The organism is Arthrobacter sp. Y3224198 (assembly GCF_059090025.1).
On sequence record NZ_JBNHFG010000014.1, the window covers coordinates 14,360 to 36,311 of the forward strand.

Below are 21,952 nucleotides of genomic sequence, written 5' to 3' on the forward strand. Positions count from 1 at the left end.
CAGGGGGCCGGGCCTTTTCTGCGCCACCGTCCGGCGCCGCTCCGTTTACAGGATTTTGCCCACGGGAGTCCGCTTCTCGGCTTGGAACATGTCCTCCGTGCGGCCGGCGGCCCAGTAGCCCGAAAGTGAAACCTGGCCGCGTTCGAGTCCCCGGTGGCTGAACAGGATGTCGCGCAGGGACTTCATGGCCTCCCGCTCACCGTGGGCGAAAACCTGTACGGCCCCGTCCTGCCACGGGACCGAGGACAGTGCCTCCGCCAGCAGCCCGCTGCGGCCCGCCGGCGTATTGCCGCGGTACAGCCAGGTCAGCTCGATGCCTGCCGGCCTGCCCAGGTCCTGGCGGTCCTCGGGACCGGCGACTTCCACAAAAGCCTGCCCCGCGGCGTCCTCCGGCAGGGCCCGGAGCACGGTGGCAATCGCCGGCAGCGCGGACTCATCGCCGGCCAGGAGGTACCAGTCGGCGTCGGGGTTGGGGGTGAAGGCGCCGCCCGGGCCGGAAAAGGTCAGCGGCTCACCCGGCCGGGCCTTGGCCGCCCAAGGGCCGGCCAGACCCTCGTCACCGTGCACGACGAAGTCGATGGTGAGTTCCCTGGCCTCCGTGTCGACGTCCCGGATGGTGTAGGTGCGCGAGACCGGCCAGTGGACCCGTTCGCTGCGCGCGCGGATGCTTTCCAGGTCCTCGCTGCCGTCGATCGGTGTTCCGTCCGGACCGAACCAGATTTTGCAGTAGGCATCGGCGCAGGTGCTGGGGGAGAACCGGTCGAATCCGGGTCCGCCGGCAACGATGCGGACCATGTGCTCACTGATCTGCTCCCGGCGGAGCACCTCCAGGGTCACCAGCGGACACGGTTTGCGCGGTCCGTCCTGGGGCTGGCCCGGCTGCTGCGGACGCGGGGGAGTTTCTGGCATGGATTTCTCTCCTTGGGAAGGGCTCAAACTACCGTACCGCGCCTAAACGCCAGTCCACGGGTGCGGCCCCTTGCTCCGCCAACAGTTCGTTGACCTTGCTGAACGGGCGGGATCCGAAGAACCCGCGGGAGGCCGACAGGGGGCTGGGATGGGCGGATTCAACGGTGGGCGTCCCGCCGAGGAACGGAACAATGCTCCGGGCATCCCTGCCCCACAGGACGGCGACCAGCGGCGGGCGGCTGCCGTCCGGCCGGCGGCGCGCTGCCACTGCACGCACGGCGAGTTCGGTGATTTCCTCCCACCCGCGGCGGCGGTGGGAGCCCGCCTCGCCGGCCCGGACAGTGAGGACACGGTTGAGCAGCAGCACGCCCTGGTCCGCCCAGGGGGTGAGGTCCCCGGAGGGACCCGGGGTCAGTCCCAGGTCCGCGCTCAGTTCTGTGAAGATGTTGTTCAGGCTGCGCGGCAGCGGCCGGACCCGCGCGTCCACGGAAAATGAGAGCCCGACGGCGTGTCCCGGCGTGGGGTACGGGTCCTGGCCCACGACCAGCACCTTGACCTCGGAGAGCGGACGCTGGAAGGCACGCAGGATGTTCGCCGGCTCGGGCAGGATGCGGTGGCCGGCACGGCGTTCAGCCTCCAAATCCGCTGCGATCTCACGCAGGGCGGTGGCCGCCGGTGCCAGTGCCTCTGCCCAGTCCGGTGCCATCACCTCCCGCAGCGTCGCCGGCGCGGCAAAGGGGAAAGGCGTTTCGGTAGCCGGGTGGGTGGAATACTCGAAGAGCTGCGGTTCATCAGGTGTCACGAGTCCAGTTTTCGGTATTTCCGCGATGAAAGACAGTTGGCCGGAGTCCAGCCCGCCCACCCAGAGACCGAGCGGGATACCGGCCACGCCAATGACGGTGCCCGCGGAGGTGCCATAGCAGGATGCTCCGCCTCTACTCCGGAGCCGCCTAAATGACAACGCTGTTGTTCCCAATTAGCATGGCACTAGGCAGTACTGGAATCTTTATGGGAGCGTGCGTGGCGGAATCGACAGAAGCTGAGCGGTTTTCGCTTGACGATGCAGTGGATCCTCAGAGCCCGCTCGGCCCCCAGGAACAGCAGATGCTCGCGTTGGAGCGGGCCTGGTGGAAGTACGCCGGGGCCAAGGAACAGGCAATCCGGGACCTTTTCGGTATGTCCGCCACGCGGTACTACCAGGTGCTGAATGCCCTGATTGATACCGAGGACGCCCTTGCCCACGACCCGATGCTGGTCAAGCGATTGCGTAGACTACGTACCAGCCGCCAGCAGGCCCGCACTGCCCGCCGCCTGGGCACCGGCGTCTGACCCGGCGTTCCCAACCAACGCCGGCGTGCAGAACACGGCACCTTCAGAGCAAGGATGAAATCTCCACTATGAGCCAATACCCCCGGGACGAGTTCGACAAGGTCCCCGAGACGTCAGCACGGCAGGGCGTGCACCGGGAACGCCTGATTCCCGCGCGCTCAAGCGGGCTGGGCCTGTTGATTACCGTGGGTGTCCTGGCCCTCATCATCGGCCTCGCGGCCTACTTTGTACTGCCCCGTCTGGGTATCGGGTCCGGCAGCCCGGGCCCCTCTGCCGAAGCGCAGGCCACTTCTTCTGCATCCGCTGCCCCCACGGCGTCCCCGGAAACTACCAAGGAAGAGGAGCCGACGGAGACGGAGACTGCCGCCCCGGCGCCCACTCCCAGCCCCACTCCGACTCCCAGCGAGCCGGAACCCGTGGTGGACCGCACGCAGCCGGTTGTGGTGCTGAACGCCAGCGGAGTCAGCGGACTCGGCGCCGGCGTTTCCGGCCGGGTGGCCGGAGCAGGATGGGCCGTGGCCACGGTGGGCAACTGGACAGGTGCACCGCAGCAGGCGTCGGTCGTTTACTACGGCTCCCCGCAGCAGGCTGCGAACGCGCAGCAGCTGGGCGCCGAACTGGGCATCCCCACTGTCGTGGAATCAGCGGGCTTTACCAACGTCACCGTGGTTCTGGGTCCCGGATTCCGGTAGGAAGCCCCTCCCGGTAAAAAGACCATAACGTTATCAACACCCCGTATGTGATTGACATCACCATGGTTAGAGTAATGCCAGCCGGTTGACGGCACTGGTCTCGCTCTCCTCCGGAGAATTCGACGGCACGTGCGGGCTCCGGCGCCTTCGGGTCCAAGTGCGGCCCCGAAGGGCTGCATTGGAATCTAGGTTGGAGAAACATCATGGCGCAGGGGATCGTCAAGTGGTTTAACGGGGAGAAGGGGTACGGCTTCATCACCCTCGACGAGGCAGAAACGGACGTATTCGTCCACTGGTCGGCAATCCAGGCATCCGGTTACCGGACCCTGGAAGAAGGCCAGCGGGTTGAGTTCGAAATCGGCCAGGGCCAGAAAGGTCCGCAGGCCGAGGAAGTCCGGGCGCTGTAAACCACTTTTTGCAAGGCATCCTCCCGGCTTGGGGACGGGACCGGCAGCGGTGGGACCAGGTATTGGCACTGGTTCCGCCGCTGTTTTTGCTTAGCCTCCACACCGCAGGCGCAACCGGCTGTGAACGGGGTGGCAGGTACGCGTGATCGCTTGCACTCAGTGTGTGGGAGTGCTAATTATTGACTTAGCACTCTTGCCGGATGACTGCTAAAAGTCCGACGGTGTTGAGTGAACCAGCAACCCACTGGGGTGAGGTTCGGGGGACCGCGTAAAGAGATCGCGCAAGCCGGGCCGTCCGTCGCGGGCACCTCAGCCAGGAATGCAACTTTTTGCTCCAAGCATGACTGTTCCGGAAGGACGATAGCCGTTATGGCCAAGATCATTGCATTTGAAGAAGAGGCACGCCGCGGCCTCGAGCGCGGGTTGAACACCCTCGCCGACGCCGTCAAGGTGACCCTGGGCCCGCGTGGCCGCAACGTGGTCCTCGAAAAGAAGTGGGGAGCTCCCACGATCACCAATGACGGCGTATCCATCGCCAAGGAGATCGAGCTGGACGATCCCTACGAAAAGATCGGCGCCGAGCTGGTCAAGGAAGTTGCCAAGAAGACTGACGATGTTGCCGGTGACGGCACCACCACGGCAACCGTCCTGGCCCAGGCCCTGGTCAAGGAAGGCCTGCGCAACGTCGCTGCCGGTGCCGACCCGCTGAGCCTGAAGCGCGGCATCGAGAAGGCCGTTGCGGCCGTCACCGCCGAGCTGCTCGCCTCCGCCAAGGAAATCGAAACCAAGGAGCAGATTGCCGCTACGGCTTCCATCTCCGCCGGTGACCAGCAGATCGGCGACCTGATCGCCGAGGCACTGGACAAGGTGGGCAAGGAAGGCGTCATCACCGTCGAAGAGTCCAACACCTTCGGCCTGGAGCTGGAACTCACCGAAGGCATGCGCTTCGACAAGGGCTACATCTCCGGTTACTTCGTGACCGATGCCGAGCGCCAGGAAGCGGTCCTCGAGGATCCGTACATCCTGATCGTCAACTCCAAGATCTCCAACGTCAAGGACCTGGTTGCCGTCCTCGAGAAGGTCATGCAGTCCGGCAAGCCGCTGCTGATCATCGCCGAAGATGTTGAGGGCGAAGCCCTGGCCACCCTCGTAGTCAACAAGATCCGCGGCACCTTCAAGTCCGTCGCCGTCAAGGCTCCGGGCTTCGGCGACCGCCGCAAGGCCCAGCTGGCAGACATCGCCATCCTCACCGGCGGCCAGGTCATCGCCGAAGAGGTCGGCCTCAAGCTGGAAAACGCCACGCTCGACCTGCTGGGCAAGGCCCGCAAGGTAGTTGTCACCAAGGACGAGACCACCATCGTCGAAGGTGCAGGCGACGCCGAGGAGATTGCCGGCCGCGTCAACCAGATCCGCGCCGAAATCGAAAACTCCGATTCCGACTACGACCGCGAGAAGCTGCAGGAACGCCTGGCCAAGCTGGCCGGCGGCGTTGCAGTGATCAAGGCCGGTGCCGCAACCGAGGTTGAGCTCAAGGAACGCAAGCACCGCATCGAGGACGCCGTCCGCAATGCCAAGGCTGCGGTTGAAGAAGGCATCGTCGCCGGCGGCGGCGTGGCCCTGATCCAGGCCGGCCTCAAGGCCTTCGCGAACCTCTCCCTCGAGGGTGACGAAGCGACCGGCGCCAACATCGTCCGCGTGGCCATTGATGCTCCGCTGAAGCAGATCGCCTTCAACGCCGGCATGGAGCCGGGCGTAGTAGTGGACAAGGTCCGCGGCCTGCCCGAAGGCTTCGGCCTGAACGCCGCCACCGGCGAATACGAAGACCTGCTGGCAGCCGGCGTCAACGATCCGGTAAAGGTGACCCGCTCTGCACTGCAGAACGCGGCTTCCATCGCCGGCCTGTTCCTGACCACCGAAGCCGTGGTTGCGGACAAGCCGGAGAAGGCTGCCCCCGCCATGGGCGGCGGCGACGAAATGGCCGGCATGGGCGGTATGGGCGGCTTCTAAGCCCCCCACCTGCACCAGTCTGATGCATACTCAGTCTGATGCATGCTCAGTCTGACGCGTAGAACAGGCGCGGTCCCCTTCAAGGGGGGCCGCGCCTGCTTCGTTTAACGCGGTGTGCACCGTCGGCAGGGACAAGGGGGGGTGCTGTCCGGGCCCTGCCTGCCGGGGTATTCCTAGTGCAGGAACAGCGACGTGTTCGCCGCTTCCGTCTCCGCGTACTGTGCCGAGGCAAAGGCCAGGGCCTGGTTGATGCTGTCCAGGGATTCCTCCACCCGGGCCTGCGTGGCCCGCCAGTCGGTGACCAGCGACTGGAAATTGGCCGAGGCGGTACCGCGCCAGATCTCACCCAGCGAAGCCAAACCGGCCTGCATTCCGTTGACGTCCGCCCGCAGGCGTTCGATGGTTCCCTGCACTTCCGCACTCTTGGCAGCCAGTGCTTCACTGTCCACGGCAAATAACGGCATGTTTTCCTCCTGGTAAGGGTTGGTTCCAATACCGGGAAGGCTAGGCCGCCTGAACGGCCCGGTGGAGGAGGGCGCCGGGCGGCTGTGCACCGCAGTACCGCTTCCCCGGGCGGACAGGCAGCTGGGGAGGAGCGCTGACGCCCCTGCGCATGGTTCAGCCGGCGTATCAGCCCTGGTCGCGCCCGGCATCACCTTCGGGGAACTGCTCCGGTGCCCGGTACGGCAGCCGGATGGACAGGGTGGCACCGCCGCCCTCCGTCTCCGCGAGCCGCACCGTGCCGTCATGCTGGGCCACCAGGGCGGCCACAATCGCCAGACCAAGGCCGGTGCCGCCGGTTTCACGGTAGCGGGAGGAATCGGCCCGATAGAAGCGTTCAAACACCCGTGCGGCGTCGTCCTCGGAGATGCCGGGACCATGGTCGCGCACTTCCAGCACGGCATCCATGCGGTCGTGGATCACCGGCGCCACGCCGACGGCCACCTCAATGGGGGAGCCCTCCGGGGTGTACCGCAGCGCATTGGTCATCAGGTTGGCCACGACCTGCCGCAGCCGGGCCTCGTCTCCCATGGTGGGTGCGCTCTGCGGTCCGTTGCCGTCCAGCCCGACCACCCGGATTTCCCGGTCCGGCGCGCTGGCACGGGCGTCCATCGCGGCGTCGTTGCCCAGGATCATCAGGTCAACCGGTTCATACTCCAGGGGCCGCTGCTCATCCACCCGGGCCAGCGTCAGCAGGTCTTCCACCAGCTGGCCCATGCGTTTGGCCTCGGACTCGATGCGCCCCATGGCGGCGCCCACCTCTTCGGGCTTCTGCAGGGCGCCGTGCCGGTACAGCTCGGAGAAGCCGCGGATGGTCACCAGCGGAGTCCGCAGCTCGTGTGAGGCATCCTGCACGAACCGGCGCATCTTCCGCTCCGACTGGGTGCGGGCGGCAAAGGCGGTTTCGATGTGCGCAAGCATGGCGTTCAGGGAGCGGGAGAGGCGGCCGATCTCCGTGGCGGGGTTGCCCACTTCCACACGGCGGGACAAATCTCCCGCGGCAATGGCGGCAGCAGTCTTCTCCACCTGGCTCAACGGGCGGAACTGCCGGGTGACCGCCCAGTAGGCGATGCCGGTGGCACCCAAGGTGCCCAGCAGGCCCACGGAAAACACCAGCGAGGCGGCCTCGTCGACCGTAGCGGCTACGGAATCCAGCGGAATGGCTACCGCAACGCTGCCCGGCAGGTTCTGGAAATCGTAGATGCGTACCCGCCAGCCCTTGGACGTGGGCGAGGTGCCACGGACATCGAAGCCGCGGGTGTCCATGGCAGCCACCTCATCGGAGGTGTACTCACCGATCTGCGGAATATCAGCGGCGGACTCCGAGTGCGTGGCCGGGCCGTGGCTGCCGTCGTCGTTCAGGTACAGGCCGTAATAGCGGAACAGTGAAGCATCGGTACTGGGGTCGTTGACCAGCAGGTAGCGGGAGACATTCTGCGCGTTCTCGTTGATGTCCGCGTCCAGCCTGCCGACCAGGATCTGCCGCAGCACGTAGATGGTGGTCAGGCCGGTGATGGTCACGGTGATCACCATCAGTACCGCCATGATGGCGACGAGCTGCGACCGCAGTGAAGCGGATTTCCAGCGGCGTACCAAGGCCCTAGCGCTTGTCCGAGGTGCGGAGCAGGTAGCCCACGCCGCGTTTGGTCTGGATCAGCGCGGGAGCATCCGGGCTGCGGTCGATCTTGCGGCGCAGGTAGGAGATATAGGACTCCACGATGGATGCGTCGCCGTTGAAGTCGTATTCCCACACATGGTCCAGGATCTGCGCCTTGGAGAGCACCCGGTTGGGGTTGAGCATCAGGTAGCGCAGCAGCTTGAACTCGGTGGGGGAGAGGTCGATGGTGACGCCGCCGCGCCGGACCTCGTGGGCGTCGTCGTCGAGCTCCAGGTCATCGACGCGGATGACGGCGTCGTCGTCTTCCAGCGGCTGGGTGCGGCGCAGCACGGCGCGGATGCGGGCCACTACCTCGTCCAGGCTGAAGGGCTTGGTGACGTAGTCATCCCCGCCCACGGTGAGGCCGGTGACCTTATCCTCGGTGTCGTCGCGGGCGGTAAGGAAGACCACGGGGAAGTGCTGGCCGGCGGCACGCAGGCGGCGGGTGAGCGTGAAACCGTCCATGTCCGGCAGCATCACATCCAGGACCGCGAGGTCCGGGTTGTGGGAGTCGACGGCGGCAAGGGCCTCGCGGCCGTTGGCGGCGGCGACGACGTCGAACCCGGCGAACCGCAGCGAGGTGGATAGCAGCTCGCGGATGTTCGGCTCGTCATCGACAACAAGGAGGCGTGCTTCTGGTGCAGACGATTTGTTCACCCGCCCAGTTTCTTACATTTAGCTGGACGTTGTCTGTAGGGAACCGGAATGGTTTCTGGAAACCCGCGGTGAGGCGGCTAACTCCGAGCCTCGCGAAAGGGCGCCGCCTGTCTGCCGCGGTGCCACCCTCCAAATCCGCTAAGCGAACAGGGCAGCGAGGTCCCGGTAGGCCGTACCGGTGGTCACCGGCTCCAGTAAGGTCCGATCTGCGGTGGCGGCGAGCATGTGCTGTCCGGCGCGGCCGGCATCCACGTACCCCCACTCAGGGACCGTGCCCCGGTCAGCAGTCTGCGCTTGCACCCGCCAGATGAACCAGGGCTCGCGCCACATGCGGATCCACGCCGGGTCATCCGTGGGTGGTGGCTCGTCCACGGAACGCAGGCGGCGGTCAAAAACGCTGGTGGGAAAATCGAGGACGCCCTGGGTCAGGGTCCAAGCGGGGCCCAGGCCCAGCCATGAGGCCACAGTTGGGGCGAGGTCCGGAAGCCCGACGAAATCCAACTGGACCAGGCCCTCATAATCGGCGGTCCTGCCGGCATCGAGTTCCGCGCGGGATGGACCGGCAAGGATCAGTGCATTCTCGTCATCCAGCTGGATCTGCAGCTCCGAGGAACCCTGGGGATGGAGGCAACGGATTTGGATGGCGGCACGGGTTGCGGTCAGGGGCGCCGTCACGGTTGCTCCCTCGGGTGTCAGACGTCCTGCGGTATCCATCAAGCCAGCCTCGGCCAGGGCTTCGAGGCCCGGCTCCCGGTTCTTCCGCTGGAAGCTGCCGACCCGGCCGTTCTCCGCCGCGGCATCGAGCAGCGTGACTGCGTCGCCGTCCAGCCACGGCCCCTGGGACTTGTAGGGCTGCCTGGCGGACAACCCGGACAGCCGTTCAAGATCGGCTTCGAGGATGTTGCTGGCGGCCTCATCGAGCGCGGGTTCTCGTTCGGGGACAATATCAACCATTGGACGTGTCTTTCATAGTGGCCGAGAGTGCTATGGACCCCAGGACTTCGTCGAAGGCGCTGAGCTGGTTGGCGGCGCAGGATGTGGTCACGGTACCTGCGAGGCCGTTTTCGAGCAGCAGCAGGAGTGTGCAGTGGATGAACCCGCCGGAGCCGCGGTGGAGGTACTCCATCCGGCGGACGGCCTCCAGATGGGGAACCGGATCCACGGATAGAAGGTACGGGTCTGCGAGGGACGTCAGGAGCGAGGCCATAACCACGGTGCTCAGTTGGGTGACGGTGCCGGGGAAAGCGAACGTGGTCACCGTGACGTTCGGTCGGAATCCGCCCTCGTCCATCCACGGAGCCACCGGTGCGGCGACAACCAGCTCCGCTTCCGGGAGGCGCATCACTGACCAGTCAGAGGGGCGTTGAAGGGTTACGTTGGCACTTCGTTCAGCGGTGAACATTCTTGCTCCTCCGAAGCCAGGTGAACGGGGACGAATACTCGGGCTTCCGGACGTCGTCCTTGTCGGCGCCGCTGTCGAGCCAGTCCTTGTACCACTGGGGCAGCAGGAAGCGCGGAAGACGGAAGCAACAGGCAAACGCCACAACCAGGAACGGGGCAACCAAAAGCGCCATGACCTCGCCGGTGATCCAGTCGGCGCCCAGCTCTCCCCAAAGGACCAGAAGGATACTCACGATTACTGCCGGCTGCAGATAAAGCCCGAAGAATCCGAGGTAATTGTTCCTGCCGAACTGGTACATGCTCCTTCCTGCAGCCCAGCTCCGCCAGGTTCCATTGAATGCCGCAATGCCGGTAATCACCATGTAAACGATTCCGCCCACGGCAAGGGCGCCAAAAAAAACGATACCCAGCACTACCACAGCTTCAGGTTCTCCCATACTTCTTTAAGCGCACCGACTGCCGCTTTGGCAGGTCCCTTTTCATCGACATTCCTGATGAAATTCCCGGCGCCCTCTCCTACCGCTCCGCCTATCCATCCTCCAACAGCGGCCCCAACTACCGTTCCAACCACTGGGATGGGAATGAAGCTGCCCACCGTGGCCCCGATGGTTGTTCCTGCGATGCTTCCGGCTATGGCGCCTCCGCCTTCGGCAACGGCTGTCGCTGCCGCGCTGGCCACCCGCTCGCCCGTGCTGTAGTCGGGGTGCTCCAACTGGTCTTGGTTCCATTGTTCGGACCAGTTTTTGTAGACGGACAGGGCGCCGTCCACCACGCCCAGTCCGTTCGAGGCCTTGCTCGCCCAGCGGGGGACTTCGGGTATCCTGGCCGGCGTTCCGCCGGGGGTGACCCTCCGTCGGGCCCGGTCGATCTCCGGGTCACGGAATACCGGGCGGTGGACAGTGATGGTGCGCCTGCCCAACGGCGCGAGTATCGAAGCCATGACGCTGCCCGGCGGGTAATAAGTGTGGGGGCGGCGATTGATGCGGAGGGTGACGGACCCGTCGAGGTTCATGCTGCGCCTGTTGGATCCCGGATCGAGGGCAACCCGGATCAGCCGGGGGCCCGGGTTCGAGTGGATTGAAAGCAGCCCGTTGGACAGCACACCGCTGCCCACGGCCGCATAGGGTGAGGTTGTGCTCCCCGGGAGTTCCCAGAACGACAGGTGCAGGCCGGCAATCGCTGCCGCGCAGACGTCTTCGGCTGCCTGGAGCTCAGCTGCGACGGCCCATGTCTCACGGGCAAGGCGGGCTTCTTCCGCCTCCGCGGCGGCAAGGCCGTCCTCGTCCTCCTGATCCGGCACATGGGAAGCGTGGGCGCCCATGGCCGCCACGAGGGCGTCGTACCGCGGACGGAGCGCGTCAACGGCGTCGGCGAAGGTATTCAGGGCGTCCCGGATGGCTCCGGTGACCTCCGCCGTTGCGTCGGTGAACGTTGCGGCCTTGGCCATGGCGCCGTGGACGATGTCCTGTTCGGGGGCCTGGTAACTGTCCCGCAGCCCAGCCCAGGTTGACACCAGGTCCTGGCCATGGCTTTTCGCGCGGTTTCCGGACTCCGCCACCCGTGCAGCGTCGCCGCGGATGGCACCTGTGTCCGGCAGCACCGGCAGGTTGCCCGCGCTCACTGAAGTGCTCCGGCAGGGGCGTCGGTGTCATCATGGCTGGTTGAGGGGGATTCGCCCGCCGACCGGTTGGCGTTTCCGGCCATCTCTTCATCGCCGCTCACATAATGATTAACCGCATCGCCGGTTGAATTGCAGGCATTGCCCGCACGAACGGTGCCGCTGTTTATCAGCCCGGACAAATAGTCCTCGTAGCATTCGGTCATCGCCGAAAGGATGGCGGGGCTGTTTGTTGATCCGGCCGCCGAACTGACCGCATTCTGGAGGGTTGTCTCCTCTGCTTGCAGGTCATCGACCGTGACCCGTGCCTTTTCTATAACGCCGCGGACGACCTCGACTTGGATATCCCAGCCGTTTATCGGCATTTTTCCCCCTGGATGATGGAACGGTTTACGGTTCCGAGCACTGGAGCAAATGTAGCGAATCTCCAGCCGAATTTCATCCAAAAAGGAAAGGCGGCCATGGGTAGAACTACCCATGGCCGGGGGCAGTACTTCTTTCCACCATTACCGTGGAACTTCTTTTTGGCCTCGCGCTTATTGATCCGGTCCAGGACCGGGTTGCCGCCCGGCATCACTACGGCTCGTCCCCTGACGGACCTAGACCGGCTTTTCGATATCCGCGGCGTCCAGGATGGAATAGGCATAACCCTGCTCGGCCAGGAAGCGCTGCCGCTTGGCGGCAAAGTCCTGGTCCAGGGTGTCCCGCGCCACCACTGTGTAGAAGTGCGCAGCCTTGCCGTCCGCCTTGGGCCGCAGCAGCCGGCCCAGCCGCTGCGCTTCCTCCTGCCGTGAGCCGAAGGAACCGGACACCTGGATGGCCACGGAGGCCTCCGGCAGGTCAATGGAAAAGTTAGCCACCTTGGACACCACCAGGGTATTCAGGGCGCCTTCCCGGAATTCGCTGAACAGCCGCTGGCGTTCCTTCACCGGGGTGTCGCCCTTGATCACCGGAGCGTCCAACCGCTCGGCCAGTTCGTCCAGCTGGTCCAGGTACTGCCCGATCACCAGGGTCTGCTCGCCGGTATGCCGCTTGACCAGCTGCTCGACGACGCCGGTCTTGGTCTCGGACGTAGAGCACAGCCGGTACTTGTCCCCGTCTTCGGCCATGGCGTACGCCACCCGCTCATCGCGGGGCAGGTCCACCCGGACCTCGATGCATTCGGCCGGGGCAATGTAGCCCTGCGCCTCGATGTCCTTCCACGGGGCGTCGTAGCGCTTGGGCCCGATCAGGGAGAAGACCTCGCCCTCGCGGCCGTCCTCACGGACCAGAGTGGCGGTCAGCCCGAGCCGGCGGCGTGCCTGCAGATCCGCCGTCATGCGGAAGATGGGTGCCGGCAGCAGGTGCACCTCGTCGTAAATGATCAGGCCCCAGTCATTGGCGTCCAGCAGTTCCAGATGGGGGTACAGGCCGCCGCGCTTGAGCGTCAGGACCTGGTAGGTGGCGATGGTGACCGGCCGGATTTCCTTGACCGCCCCGGAGTATTCGCCGATCTCGTCCTCGGTCAGGGAAGTGCGCTTGAGCAGCTCATCCTTCCACTGCCGGGCGGAGACGGTGTTCGTGACCAGGATCAGTGTGGTGGTGGAACTGGTGGCCATGGCTGCCGCACCCACCAGGGTTTTCCCGGCGCCGCAGGGCAGCACCACCACGCCGGAACCGCCGGCCCAGAAGTTCTCGGTGGCCAGCTTCTGGTAGGGCCGCAGGGACCAGCCGTCTTCATCCAGCATGATGGGGTGCGGGGTACCGTCCACGTAGCCGGCCAGGTCCTCGGCCGGCCAGCCGAGCTTCAGCAGCAGCTGCTTGAGCTGCCCGCGCATGGCGGACTGCACCACCACGGTCTCGCCGTCGATCCTCGGGCCCAGCAGCGGCTGGATCTTCTTGGCGTGCATTACCTCTTCGAGCACCGGGTAGTCATTGGTGCGCAGCACCAAGCCGTGCTGGGGATCCTTTTCCAGCCGCAGCCGGCCGTACCGGGACATGGTTTCTTCGATGTCGATCAGCAGCGAGTGCGGCACCGGGAACCGGGAGTAGGTGAGCAGCGTGTTCAGTACCTGCTCCGCGTCGAGCCCGGCGGCCCGGGCGTTCCAGAGTCCCAGCGGGGTCAGCCGGTAGCTGTGGATGTGCTCGGGCGCCCGTTCCAGTTCGGCGAAGGCGGCAATGGCATGCCGGGCTTCGGTTGCCTGCTCGTGGTCGACCTCCAGGAGAATCGTCTTATCGCTCTGGACAATCAACGGTCCGTCAACCATGCGCCGGGCTACCCTCCACTATTTCCACATCCATAATCCGATGTACTGACACTGTACGTTCCACGTCATGGCGCGGATCGTAGACCCGGACCCTGCCGTCATTAACCGATAGGGGAACGAAAATCTCCTGCCGCTGATTCCCCTGGCTGTCCACCACGCCCATCCGCACCGAGCTTTTGGTCCGGATGGCCTTGCGCAGGGTCTCCAGGCTGACCAGGGATTCGCTTTCCCCGCCGGCGTGCAGGGGCGGGCCTTCACCGCGCAGGGCGGCCAGTTGGCGTTCCATGTCCTCTTCCGTAAGCTCCCACGGGTTCAGGCGGGTCTTGGACGAGGAGGGGGCGGCTACCGGAACCATCCGGTGGGACCCGACCGGTTTGCGGGCCGGACCTTCCAATGCCGGCGGGTACCCCAGGTCCCGGAGTGCGGAGGTCAGCTCCTTGGCGGGGACGTTGGCGGCTACAACCGTGGGGGCCAGCCGCACCAATCCGAGGGAAGCGGTGCGCGGATCGGCAAGCAGGGCGTTCAGGCCAACCTCGTCGTCACTGCGCAGATAGGAACCTGCGGCACCCACCCGCAGCCGGCCGTACCGGGCAGCGGTGTCTTCGACCAAGTAACGCAGCGGCTGGGGCACCTCGGTAGCCGAATGCTGACGCAGGAACGCCAGGATGCCGTCGGCATCGTGCCCCTCGTCGAGCGCCCGCCGGATGGAATCCGTCGAGAACCGGTAGATGGTTGCCGGGCCCTGCCCCTCGGGGGTGGAGAGCAGCGCCAGTTCCCGCGCGACGTCGGGCTCCAGGTAGCCGGGTGCCACCGCGGTGAGGTCGGCCTGAAGCAGGAAGGAATTCAACGGCGCAGGCAACGCCTCATGAAGCAGCTTCGTGGCGCCGGCATAGTCCCCGGCCGCCACGGCAGACCCCAGCTCAGTCAGGGCACCGGAACCCAGCAGGCCCAGTTGCGCCGCTTCCTTGAGGATGCCCGGGACCAGCCGGGCAAAACGCCGCTGCAGCCGTGGCTGGTGCCAGGTGAGCGCACTGATGAGGTCTTCGGTGTCAAAGGCGCCTACCGTTTCCGAATTGCCGGGGTTTGCTGCGGTTCCCGGCGTCCCCGTTTCCTCTCCGGGCTCGGAGAGCTGGGCCAGCATTTCCAGGGCGCGACGCCGTACCACGGGGGCATCCGGGCGGGACACTTCGGCAGCCAGGGCGTTCACGGCTCCGCCGGCAGGCAGCGGCGCGCCCACCAGGGACGGTGCGCGGTCCGCATCCAGCCACGCTTCCACCAGCCGCCGCCACTGGGCTTCCCGGGTCTCGTTGAGCCAGGACCCCTCCGAGGCGCCCCACCGTGACGTGGCCGCGTCCAATGTCAGCAGGCCGGCGATGGCCGCCAGTTCCAGCAGCCATGAGGTGGTGGCGCCGTCGAGCCGCAGGGATTCGGACAAGCGGCGAACTTCGCGGACGCCCACGCCGCCGGAGCGCAGGGTGCCGATCGGATTCTCCGCTGCGAGGGCCAGCAGTTCCGTCACCAGGCGCAGCGTCTCGGCCACCGCACCGAAAGCCGCATTGTCCCGGAGGATTCGGGTAACGCTGCGGGGCTTGGGCCGGGGCGCCTCCAGCTGGAAATCGGACACAATGACGTGCCCGCGCGAGGCCTGGCCCACCGGGCGGGGGAGTTCAACGTGCAACGCATCCAAGGGAACCAAAAGTCCACGGGCCACCAGCCACTCCACCGGCGTGGGGGAAGGATTGTCCAGCACTGCGCGACCGAGGGCGGCCTTCTTGGGGATCGTGCCCACCGGTGAGTACTTGAAGCGCCGCAGCAGCTCGGTGGTCTGCGGGGGAGCCGTGGCCATCAGGGCGGCCCAGCCGGCCGGATCAGAGACCAGATGGTGCAGGGAGTGTGCCGCGGTGGACGGGGTGTCGGCTTTCTCCACCGGCAGTCCGGTGCTGCGCAGCCCCTCCGCGATGCCCACCAGGCGCTGTCCGAATTCCGGATGCTGGGCGGCAAGCGTGGAATAGGGCCGGCCCAAACCTGCAGGGTAGGCGCCCAGGGCCTCGCCCAGGACGGACACCGGCAGATAGAACCGCCGGGCCGCATCCGCCTTTGGCGCTCCGGGGTGCGGTGTGGCCCGCCGGAGCAGCGCCAGGGAATGCAGATGGCCCAGGATGGCGTCCAAGGACTTGATGGTCGAGCCGGCGATGGCGGCCTTCAGCCACGAGGCAGTGGTGCTGAGGTGTGAATCCTCGTTGGTGGTGAGGTCGACTGCTTCGAGGACCTGCAGTTCCGGAGCCGTCAGTTTCTCGAGGATCCGCTGCACGCTGACCCGGGTGGAGGCCCGGGCTGCCAGTGCCTGGAAATCCGGGACCGGCGGAAGCACCAGGTCGGGCCGGGCCGCGAGCAATTCACGCAGCTGGTCGTCACTGCGTGCGGCTAAATCCTCTGCCAAAGCTCGAATCGCGGACATCAAAACCACGTTACCTGAGTGGGGAGAAAAACGGACCGATCAGCTCCTGCGCCTGCGCCTGATCCCGTTGATGACTGAGGCCGCCATGAGCAGGAACGCGAGGGGCAGGGCGAAGTAGGCTGCGCCCACCAGCCACGGGGCCACGGCCTGGCCCTGCAGGGCGAGGATCAGGACCGCCGCCAGGGTCCCGAGCCCGAATACGGCGAGCACACCGGCAACTGCGGCCAGGAGGCGGGCAGGCCGACCGGCGTTCTCCGGACGGCGCGGGGTCTGTTCGGGCGGAACTGCGGCTGGGGGCCGGACGGCGTCCGGCGGGGTTTTATCCATGGTGATTAACGCTAACAGCGGAAATCGGCCGGACAAAGGGGCGGGCTTGGAGCCCCGTTGGCTGGTCGGGATATTCTAAAGGGAACAGACTTCCCCGTAGTATCTCAGAGGTACGGGGCGCCTTGATGGGCAACGCGGGTCCTGCAATGGCCCTGGAACGGTCATGGAACAAGGCAGGTGTCCTGCCGCAAACGGAACTAAGAGCGAGGTAACCGAAGTGCCTATCGGCAAGGTCAAGTGGTTCGACACTGGTAAGGGTTTTGGTTTTCTGGCCACGGATGATGGGCAGGAAGTCTTCCTCCATGCCTCGGCCCTGCCTGCCGGCGTCAGCGAGGTCAAGCCCGGCACCCGGATGGAATTCGGCGTGGCGGACGGACGCCGCGGCCCGCAGGCCCTTTCCGCCCGCATCCTCGAGGCCCCGCCGTCGGTAGCGAAGGCCACCCGCAAGGACGCCGAGGACATGGCCGTGATCACGGAAGACCTGATCAAACTGCTCGATGGCATTTCCAACGGACTGCGCCGGGGGCGTTACCCGGAAAAGAAGCACGCTGCCAAGGTGGCCGCCGTGCTGCGCGCCGTTGCCGATGATTTGGATATATAAGGTTCGTGTACTGAATTGACGATGACACCGGTATCTCCTTCTCCTGATTCTCCCGCCGAATCCGCTCCGGCGCGCAAACGTGCGCCGCGCCGTCCGGGCAAGCCGGACGCCGTGCTCGCCGCCGCAGTGGCGGAAGCGCGTGCCGGTCTGCTCGAGGTTGCCTCCCCGAACGAGATCGGGGATTACGTGGGTGCCGCGGCCGACGCCGAGCGGCTGGTGACACACCGCTTCACCTCGCTGCGGCCCGGCTACCGGGGCTGGCACTGGTACGCCACCGTTGCCAGGGTGCCGCGGAGCAAAAAGGTCACTGTCAGCGAGGTAGGCCTGCTGCCCTCTCAGGATGCACTCCTGGCTCCGGAGTGGGTGCCCTGGTCCGAGCGGCTGCGGCCGGAGGACATTGCTGCCGAGCAGGAACAGCAGGCGCTGGAGCAGGCTGCGCGCGAACAAGCCGCGCAGCACGCCTCCGGGGATATCGGTGAGGAACAGCCGGAGCAGGATCAGCGGGAGCACGAACAGCCCGACGGCGGGTCGCAGGACGGCGGGCAGCAGCCCGGTGCTTCCTCCGAGACGACGGATGCGCAGGAGGACGAATAATCCGTGACGGCTGCGGCAACAGGTTCATCAATCCCTGAGGGAGCGCTGAGCTGATGTTCCGTTCCCTTCACTTCTTCAACTACCGGATCTGGTTTTTCGGTGCGCTGGTTTCCAACATCGGCACCTGGATGCAGCGCACGGCGCAGGACTGGCTGGTCTATGACATCCTTACCGACCAGGACGCCGCCGCCATGGGCATTGTCATGGCCCTGCAACTGGGCCCCCAACTGCTGCTGGCGCCCTGGTCCGGGCTGATTGCGGATACCTATAACCGGCGCAAGGTTCTGCTGGCGACGCAGGTCAGCATGGGCGGACTGGGCCTGGCGCTCGGTCTGCTGGTTCTCTCCGGGCATGCAGAGCTGTGGCATGTGTACGCGTTCGCGCTGGCCCTGGGCGTGGTGTCCGCCGTGGACGGACCGGCCCGCCAGGCCTTTGTATCCGAGGTGGTTCCCGAACGGGACCTGCCCAACGCCGTCGCGCTGAACAGTGCCTCCTTTAACGGGGCACGGATGGTGGGCCCCGCCGTCGCCGGCCTGCTTACGGTGGCTATCGGCCCGGGTCTGGTGTTTGTCGCCAACGCCCTGACCTTCGGCGCCATGGTGCTCGCGCTGCTGAAGATGCGCGCCGGGGAGCTGCGCACCCTGCCCAAGGCGCCGCCCGGCAAGGGCCGCATCCGCGCAGGACTCGCTTATGTGCGGCACCGGCCGGACCTGATCATGGTGATGCTGGCGATCTTCATTGTCGGAACGTTCGGCATGAATTTCGCCATCTACATAGCGGCGATGGCACGTACCGAGTTCGGGCGGGATGCCGGCATCTTCGGACTCCTCAACTCCGTGATGGCCATCGGCTCCGTCGCCGGTGCCTTGCTGTCGGCGCGGCGGGACCGCCCGCGCCTCCGCTTTGTCTTCGGTGCGGCGGGAGCTTTCGGGATCGCCTGCATCCTCTCCGCTGCCGCACCCGGCCTTGTCCTCTTCGCACTGTCGCTGATCCCCGTGGGCCTCTTTGCCCTCACCCTGATGACCAGCGCCAATGCCTACGTGCAGACCACCACCATCCCGGTCATGCGCGGCCGGGTGATGGCCCTGTACTTCGCCATCTTTATGGGCGGCACGCCGCTGGGCGCACCCATAGTCGGCTGGGTGTCCAATGCGTTCGGCCCGCGGTGGAGCCTGGGGGTGGCCGCCGCATCCGGCCTGGCGGCCGCCGCTATCGGGTTCATCTGGGCGTGGCGTACCTATGGGATGCGCTTCCACTATGACCGCAGCCTGCCCCGCCGGCTGAGCATGACCACCGACGCCCCGGAAAAGCAGCAGGACCCGGACACTGCCTAGTGTCCGGGCCCTGCCGGGGCCGTTACTGAATGCGCCGTTGGAGGATCAGGAATTGGCAATCACATAATCGATGCACGCCAGCAACGCGCTCACGTCGTCGGGATCAATGGCAACAAACGTGGCAATACGCAGCTGGTTGCGGCCGAGCTTGCGGTACGGCTCCACATCCACCACGCCGTTGGCGCGCAGGGTCTTGGCAATCGCCCCTGCGTCGATGCCCTCAGCGAAGTCGATGGTGGCAATGACGTTCGAGCGGTCCTCAGCCCGTGCCACGAACGGGGTGGCGACGGCTGATTTCTCCGCCCAGGAGTAGATCCGTCCGGCCGACTCCGCGGTACGACCGGCCGCGAACGCCAGTCCGCCGTTGGCATTCAGCCACTCGATCTGGGCGTTCAGCGTGACCAGCGTGGACAACGACGGCGTGTTGTAGGTCTGGTTCAGCCGGGAGTTGTCGATTGCGGTCTGCAGGTTAAGGAAGTCCGGGATCCAGCGGTCCCCGGCGTTGATCCGCGCCGCCCGTTCCAAGGCTGCGGGGGAGAACATGGCCAGCCACAGGCCGCCGTCGGAAGCGAAGTTCTTCTGCGGGGCGAAGTAATAGACATCCGACTGGGACACATCCACGTCCAGGCCGCCCGCGGCGGAAGTGGCATCAATGAGTACAAGGGAACCGGGATCGGCTCCTTCCACGCGCCGCACCGGGGCGGCTACGCCCGTGGAGGTCTCGTTCTGCGGCCAGGCGTAGACATCGACGCCGGCTTCCGCGGCGGGCTCCGGACGGGTGCCCGGTTCGGCCTTGATGATGCTCGACGCCGAGAGGAACGGGGCCTTGTTGGTCGCTGCCGCGAACTTTGAGCCGAATTCGCCGAAGGAAAGGTGCTGTGCCTTTTTCTCCACCAACCCGAAGGCCGCGACATCCCAGAACGCGGTTGATCCGCCCACGCCCAGCACCACTTCATAGCCCTCGGGTGCGGAGAACAGGTCCGCGAGTCCCTGGCGCACACTGCCCACCAGGTTCCGCACGGGGGCCTGCCGGTGGGAGGTGCCCAGGAGGGTGGCTCCTGCGGCGGCAAGCGCCGCCATCTGTTCGGGGCGGACCTTGGACGGACCGGCACCAAAGCGGCCGTCCTTCGGAAGGAGTTCAGCGGGAATCTTCAGTGCGGCGGAATCGCCCATTATGTGTCGCTCCAAGCGTGTCGAAAGGTAAGCGCAGATACCCTTTCATTCTGCCGCAAGGCCGCTTGGCGCACGATTTATGACCGGCGACACTGCTGCCTGTGCCGGGCATCCCGCAATTTACCGGCAGTCCCGCGGGTAGGCTAACGTGTTGGCGTATACCCGGGCAGCACGCGTTGCCCTCCTCCCTTCGGTACTAGGAGCGGCCCGTCATGACGGATCTCATTGACACGACTGAGATGTATCTCAGGACCATCCTGGAACTGGAAGAAGAAAACATCGTGGCCCTGAGGGCCAGGATTGCCGAGCGGCTGAGGCACTCCGGACCCACCGTCTCCCAGACCATCGGCCGCATGGAACGCGACGGACTGGTAGTAGTTGCCGGAACCCGCCGGTTGGAGCTGACGGAACTTGGCCGCCGCCGGGCCACCGAAGTGATGCGCAAGCACCGGCTCGCGGAGCGCCTCCTCTCGGACGTCATCGGCCTGGACTGGGCCTATGTCCATGACGAGGCCTGCCGCTGGGAGCACGTGATGAGCGAGCGGGTGGAACGGCGGCTGTATGAGCTGCTGGGGCATCCCACCGAATCTCCCTACGGCAACCCGATTCCGGGGTTGGAAGGCATTGGCGGAGTAGCTGCCCCGGCAGAGGTCTTCCACGCAGGCGTGAATGACCTGGTCTCGGCGGTGGCGGAAGCCATCCCCGGAGCCAAACTGAAGCTCGTGCGGCTGGCGGAACCCATCCAGGTGGAGCCGGAACTACTCTCCCAACTCGACGAAGCGGGGCTGCGGCCGGGCGCAGAGATCACGGCAGAAGTAGTGGGCGGCTATATCTCCGTCCGGGTTCCCGGCATTGAAGGGGCACTGGAACTGCCCGCCGAAGTGGCGGCACACGTCTTTGTCTCACACGCCGGGTAACGGAATGGTCACTTTTGCGCGGTTTACCCTATAGTAAGTTGCGACGCTGAAACACCATCGTTATCCGGTCCGTCCGCCGAGCCCTGCCAGCAGACCGGAGCACCAACTCATCAGGCAGGGGCGGAGGACCCATTTTCCGGCAGTGCAACTGCCTTGGGGTGAAGTCTTCCGGAAGCCAACGGCCCGACGCCCATAGAAGCGCGTTCGGCCGGCGGTACGCCGAAGGCCGAGTTTCTCTACTCGAATCCGACAGCTAACTTCGCAGGCGATCCAAGAGAGGGAAACACTTGTCGAAGCATGCTGCTTCGGGGCGGCGCCGTGCTGCTGCTCCTGCTGCTCCCGCTGCTCCCGCGCGCCGGCGCAGCTCCCAGCCTTCCGGGCGAAGGCGGGTTGAAACCAAAAACATCTCCATGGGTGGCGCCGCACAGAAGGTCGCCATCACAGCGGCCACCTCGGGGCTCATCCTCACCGCAGCGCTGCCCACATCGGCAGCAGCCGATGATCCGGTCCAGCTCCCGACGACGGCTGCCGACGCGCCGGTATCCGCGGATGCCAATGCCAATATCGGTTTTGCCCGCGCCGGCATCAGCAGCAAATATGATCCGGATGCCAAGCTGGCCTCGGTCACCGTGGCCTCCGGATCCCACACTGTTCCCGCGGCTGCCAAGGGCACGCTGTCCACGCCCCTGGATGAAGGGCTCGTGAAGACCTCCGGGTTCGGGCACCGGGTCAGCCCGATCACAGGGCAGGCCGGCGAAATGCATAACGGCCAGGACTTTGCAGCTGCCTGCGGCACGGCGGTGAACGCGGCGGCCTCCGGCACGGTGGTATCCGCCGGCTGGCACCCCTACGGCGGCGGCAACCGCGTGGTCATTGACCACGGCAACGGGGTGCAGACCACGTACAACCACCTCTCAGCGATCTCCGTGTCCGCAGGCACCGAAATCAAGCGCGGACACCTCGTGGGCGCCAGCGGCACCACGGGTGCTTCCACCGGCTGCCACCTGCATTTTGAGGTCATGGTTAACGGGGAAGTTGTTGACCCGTTGGACTGGTTGTAACCGCTCTAATACCGTTTCGTGATCGGAACGTGACATAGCGCAAATGTTGCTGTACGCTCGTCC

23 protein-coding genes and 1 riboswitch are annotated in these 21,952 nt (G+C 65.8%); of the genes, 9 read left to right on the forward strand and 14 right to left on the reverse strand.

Annotated elements, in window-relative coordinates; genetic code table 11:
• Positions 1 to 45: 45 nt before the first annotated feature.
• Together AC5RUF_RS09660 and AC5RUF_RS09665 are read right to left on the reverse strand one after the other, a co-directional pair.
• Entirely contained in the window at positions 46 to 909 is an 864-nt protein-coding gene (locus AC5RUF_RS09660; protein WP_494130438.1) for a siderophore-interacting protein, read from the reverse strand.
• Between the two features lie 28 nt (positions 910 to 937).
• Positions 938 to 1,711, reverse strand: coding sequence for a uracil-DNA glycosylase (locus AC5RUF_RS09665; protein WP_494130439.1), 774 nt, complete (start codon positions 1,709 to 1,711; stop codon positions 938 to 940).
• 263 nt (positions 1,712 to 1,974) lie between these two features.
• On the opposite strand from AC5RUF_RS09665, the gene AC5RUF_RS09670 reads away from it, so the two are divergent.
• From AC5RUF_RS09670 to groL, 4 genes are all read left to right on the forward strand, one after another.
• Positions 1,975 to 2,238: a DUF3263 domain-containing protein gene (locus tag AC5RUF_RS09670; protein ID WP_493996246.1), complete on the forward strand. Its 264-nt coding sequence runs from the start codon at positions 1,975 to 1,977 to the stop codon at positions 2,236 to 2,238.
• A 68-nt stretch (positions 2,239 to 2,306) separates the two neighbouring features.
• Complete coding sequence (locus AC5RUF_RS09675; protein WP_493996244.1) at positions 2,307 to 2,930, forward strand: LytR C-terminal domain-containing protein; 624 nt, start codon at positions 2,307 to 2,309, stop codon at positions 2,928 to 2,930.
• 203 nt (positions 2,931 to 3,133) lie between these two features.
• Complete coding sequence (locus tag AC5RUF_RS09680; protein ID WP_227922942.1) at positions 3,134 to 3,337, forward strand: cold-shock protein; 204 nt, start codon at positions 3,134 to 3,136, stop codon at positions 3,335 to 3,337.
• Positions 3,338 to 3,706: 369 nt separating this feature from the next.
• Positions 3,707 to 5,344 carry a chaperonin GroEL gene (gene groL / locus AC5RUF_RS09685; RefSeq protein WP_493996243.1) on the forward strand — a complete coding sequence of 546 codons (1,638 nt, stop codon included), beginning with the start codon at positions 3,707 to 3,709 and terminating at the stop codon, positions 5,342 to 5,344.
• Between the two features lie 173 nt (positions 5,345 to 5,517).
• On the opposite strand, the gene AC5RUF_RS09690 is transcribed toward groL, so the two are convergent.
• From AC5RUF_RS09690 to AC5RUF_RS09740, 11 genes are all read right to left on the reverse strand, one after another.
• A complete protein-coding gene (locus AC5RUF_RS09690; protein ID WP_493996242.1) occupies positions 5,518 to 5,808 on the reverse strand; it encodes a WXG100 family type VII secretion target in 291 nt (96 codons plus the stop codon).
• 166 nt (positions 5,809 to 5,974) lie between these two features.
• Positions 5,975 to 7,390, reverse strand: a complete 1,416-nt coding sequence (locus AC5RUF_RS09695) for a sensor histidine kinase (protein ID WP_493996241.1) — start codon at positions 7,388 to 7,390, stop codon at positions 5,975 to 5,977.
• Positions 7,391 to 7,445: 55 nt separating this feature from the next.
• Positions 7,446 to 8,159 carry a response regulator transcription factor gene (locus AC5RUF_RS09700; RefSeq protein WP_493996240.1) on the reverse strand — a complete coding sequence of 238 codons (714 nt, stop codon included), beginning with the start codon at positions 8,157 to 8,159 and terminating at the stop codon, positions 7,446 to 7,448.
• A 138-nt stretch (positions 8,160 to 8,297) separates the two neighbouring features.
• A complete protein-coding gene (locus AC5RUF_RS09705; protein WP_493996239.1) occupies positions 8,298 to 9,113 on the reverse strand; it encodes a hypothetical protein in 816 nt (271 codons plus the stop codon).
• A complete protein-coding gene (locus AC5RUF_RS09710) occupies positions 9,106 to 9,561 on the reverse strand; it encodes a hypothetical protein (RefSeq protein WP_493996238.1) in 456 nt (151 codons plus the stop codon). The genes AC5RUF_RS09705 and AC5RUF_RS09710 overlap by 8 nt, the downstream gene beginning before the upstream one ends.
• The gene (locus tag AC5RUF_RS09715) at positions 9,548 to 9,973 is read right to left on the reverse strand and encodes a hypothetical protein (protein WP_494130440.1); all 426 of its coding nucleotides are present in this window, start codon (positions 9,971 to 9,973) and stop codon (positions 9,548 to 9,550) included. The genes AC5RUF_RS09710 and AC5RUF_RS09715 overlap by 14 nt, the downstream gene beginning before the upstream one ends.
• Positions 9,973 to 11,181 (reverse strand): hypothetical protein, encoded by a 1,209-nt coding sequence (locus AC5RUF_RS09720; protein ID WP_493996236.1) that lies wholly within the window; start codon positions 11,179 to 11,181, stop codon positions 9,973 to 9,975. The genes AC5RUF_RS09715 and AC5RUF_RS09720 overlap by 1 nt, the downstream gene beginning before the upstream one ends.
• Positions 11,178 to 11,657 carry a DUF6507 family protein gene (locus tag AC5RUF_RS09725; protein WP_494130441.1) on the reverse strand — a complete coding sequence of 160 codons (480 nt, stop codon included), beginning with the start codon at positions 11,655 to 11,657 and terminating at the stop codon, positions 11,178 to 11,180. Before AC5RUF_RS09725 ends, AC5RUF_RS09720 begins: the two co-directional genes overlap by 4 nt.
• Before the next feature lie 120 nt (positions 11,658 to 11,777).
• Positions 11,778 to 13,424, reverse strand: a complete 1,647-nt coding sequence (locus tag AC5RUF_RS09730) for a DNA repair helicase XPB (RefSeq protein WP_493996234.1) — start codon at positions 13,422 to 13,424, stop codon at positions 11,778 to 11,780.
• Complete coding sequence (locus AC5RUF_RS09735; RefSeq protein ID WP_494130442.1) at positions 13,417 to 15,864, reverse strand: helicase-associated domain-containing protein; 2,448 nt, start codon at positions 15,862 to 15,864, stop codon at positions 13,417 to 13,419. The genes AC5RUF_RS09730 and AC5RUF_RS09735 overlap by 8 nt, the downstream gene beginning before the upstream one ends.
• Before the next feature lie 57 nt (positions 15,865 to 15,921).
• Positions 15,922 to 16,209, reverse strand: coding sequence for a hypothetical protein (locus AC5RUF_RS09740; RefSeq protein ID WP_494130443.1), 288 nt, complete (start codon positions 16,207 to 16,209; stop codon positions 15,922 to 15,924).
• Between the two features lie 217 nt (positions 16,210 to 16,426).
• Between AC5RUF_RS09740 and AC5RUF_RS09745 the strand changes: the two genes are divergently transcribed.
• The 3 genes from AC5RUF_RS09745 to AC5RUF_RS09755 are packed head-to-tail and all read left to right on the forward strand — an operon-like array spanning position 16,427 to position 18,738.
• Positions 16,427 to 16,810, forward strand: a complete 384-nt coding sequence (locus AC5RUF_RS09745; RefSeq protein ID WP_493999123.1) for a cold-shock protein — start codon at positions 16,427 to 16,429, stop codon at positions 16,808 to 16,810.
• Between the two features lie 21 nt (positions 16,811 to 16,831).
• On the forward strand, positions 16,832 to 17,404 hold the full coding sequence (locus tag AC5RUF_RS09750) for a DUF3027 domain-containing protein (RefSeq protein WP_494130473.1): 573 nt from the start codon (positions 16,832 to 16,834) through the stop codon (positions 17,402 to 17,404).
• A 53-nt stretch (positions 17,405 to 17,457) separates the two neighbouring features.
• Complete coding sequence (locus tag AC5RUF_RS09755) at positions 17,458 to 18,738, forward strand: MFS transporter (protein WP_494130444.1); 1,281 nt, start codon at positions 17,458 to 17,460, stop codon at positions 18,736 to 18,738.
• A 45-nt stretch (positions 18,739 to 18,783) separates the two neighbouring features.
• Here the strand turns inward: AC5RUF_RS09755 and serC are convergent, their stop codons facing one another.
• On the reverse strand, positions 18,784 to 19,911 hold the full coding sequence (serC, locus tag AC5RUF_RS09760) for a phosphoserine transaminase (protein ID WP_494130445.1): 1,128 nt from the start codon (positions 19,909 to 19,911) through the stop codon (positions 18,784 to 18,786).
• A gap of 212 nt (positions 19,912 to 20,123) precedes the next feature.
• On the opposite strand from serC, the gene AC5RUF_RS09765 reads away from it, so the two are divergent.
• The gene (locus AC5RUF_RS09765; protein WP_493997358.1) at positions 20,124 to 20,828 is read left to right on the forward strand and encodes an iron-dependent transcriptional repressor DtxR; all 705 of its coding nucleotides are present in this window, start codon (positions 20,124 to 20,126) and stop codon (positions 20,826 to 20,828) included.
• 90 nt (positions 20,829 to 20,918) lie between these two features.
• Positions 20,919 to 21,112, forward strand: a riboswitch (cyclic di-AMP (ydaO/yuaA leader).
• A 126-nt stretch (positions 21,113 to 21,238) separates the two neighbouring features.
• On the forward strand, positions 21,239 to 21,889 hold the full coding sequence (locus AC5RUF_RS09770; RefSeq protein WP_493997359.1) for a M23 family metallopeptidase: 651 nt from the start codon (positions 21,239 to 21,241) through the stop codon (positions 21,887 to 21,889).
• The last annotated feature ends 63 nt before the right edge of the window (positions 21,890 to 21,952 follow it).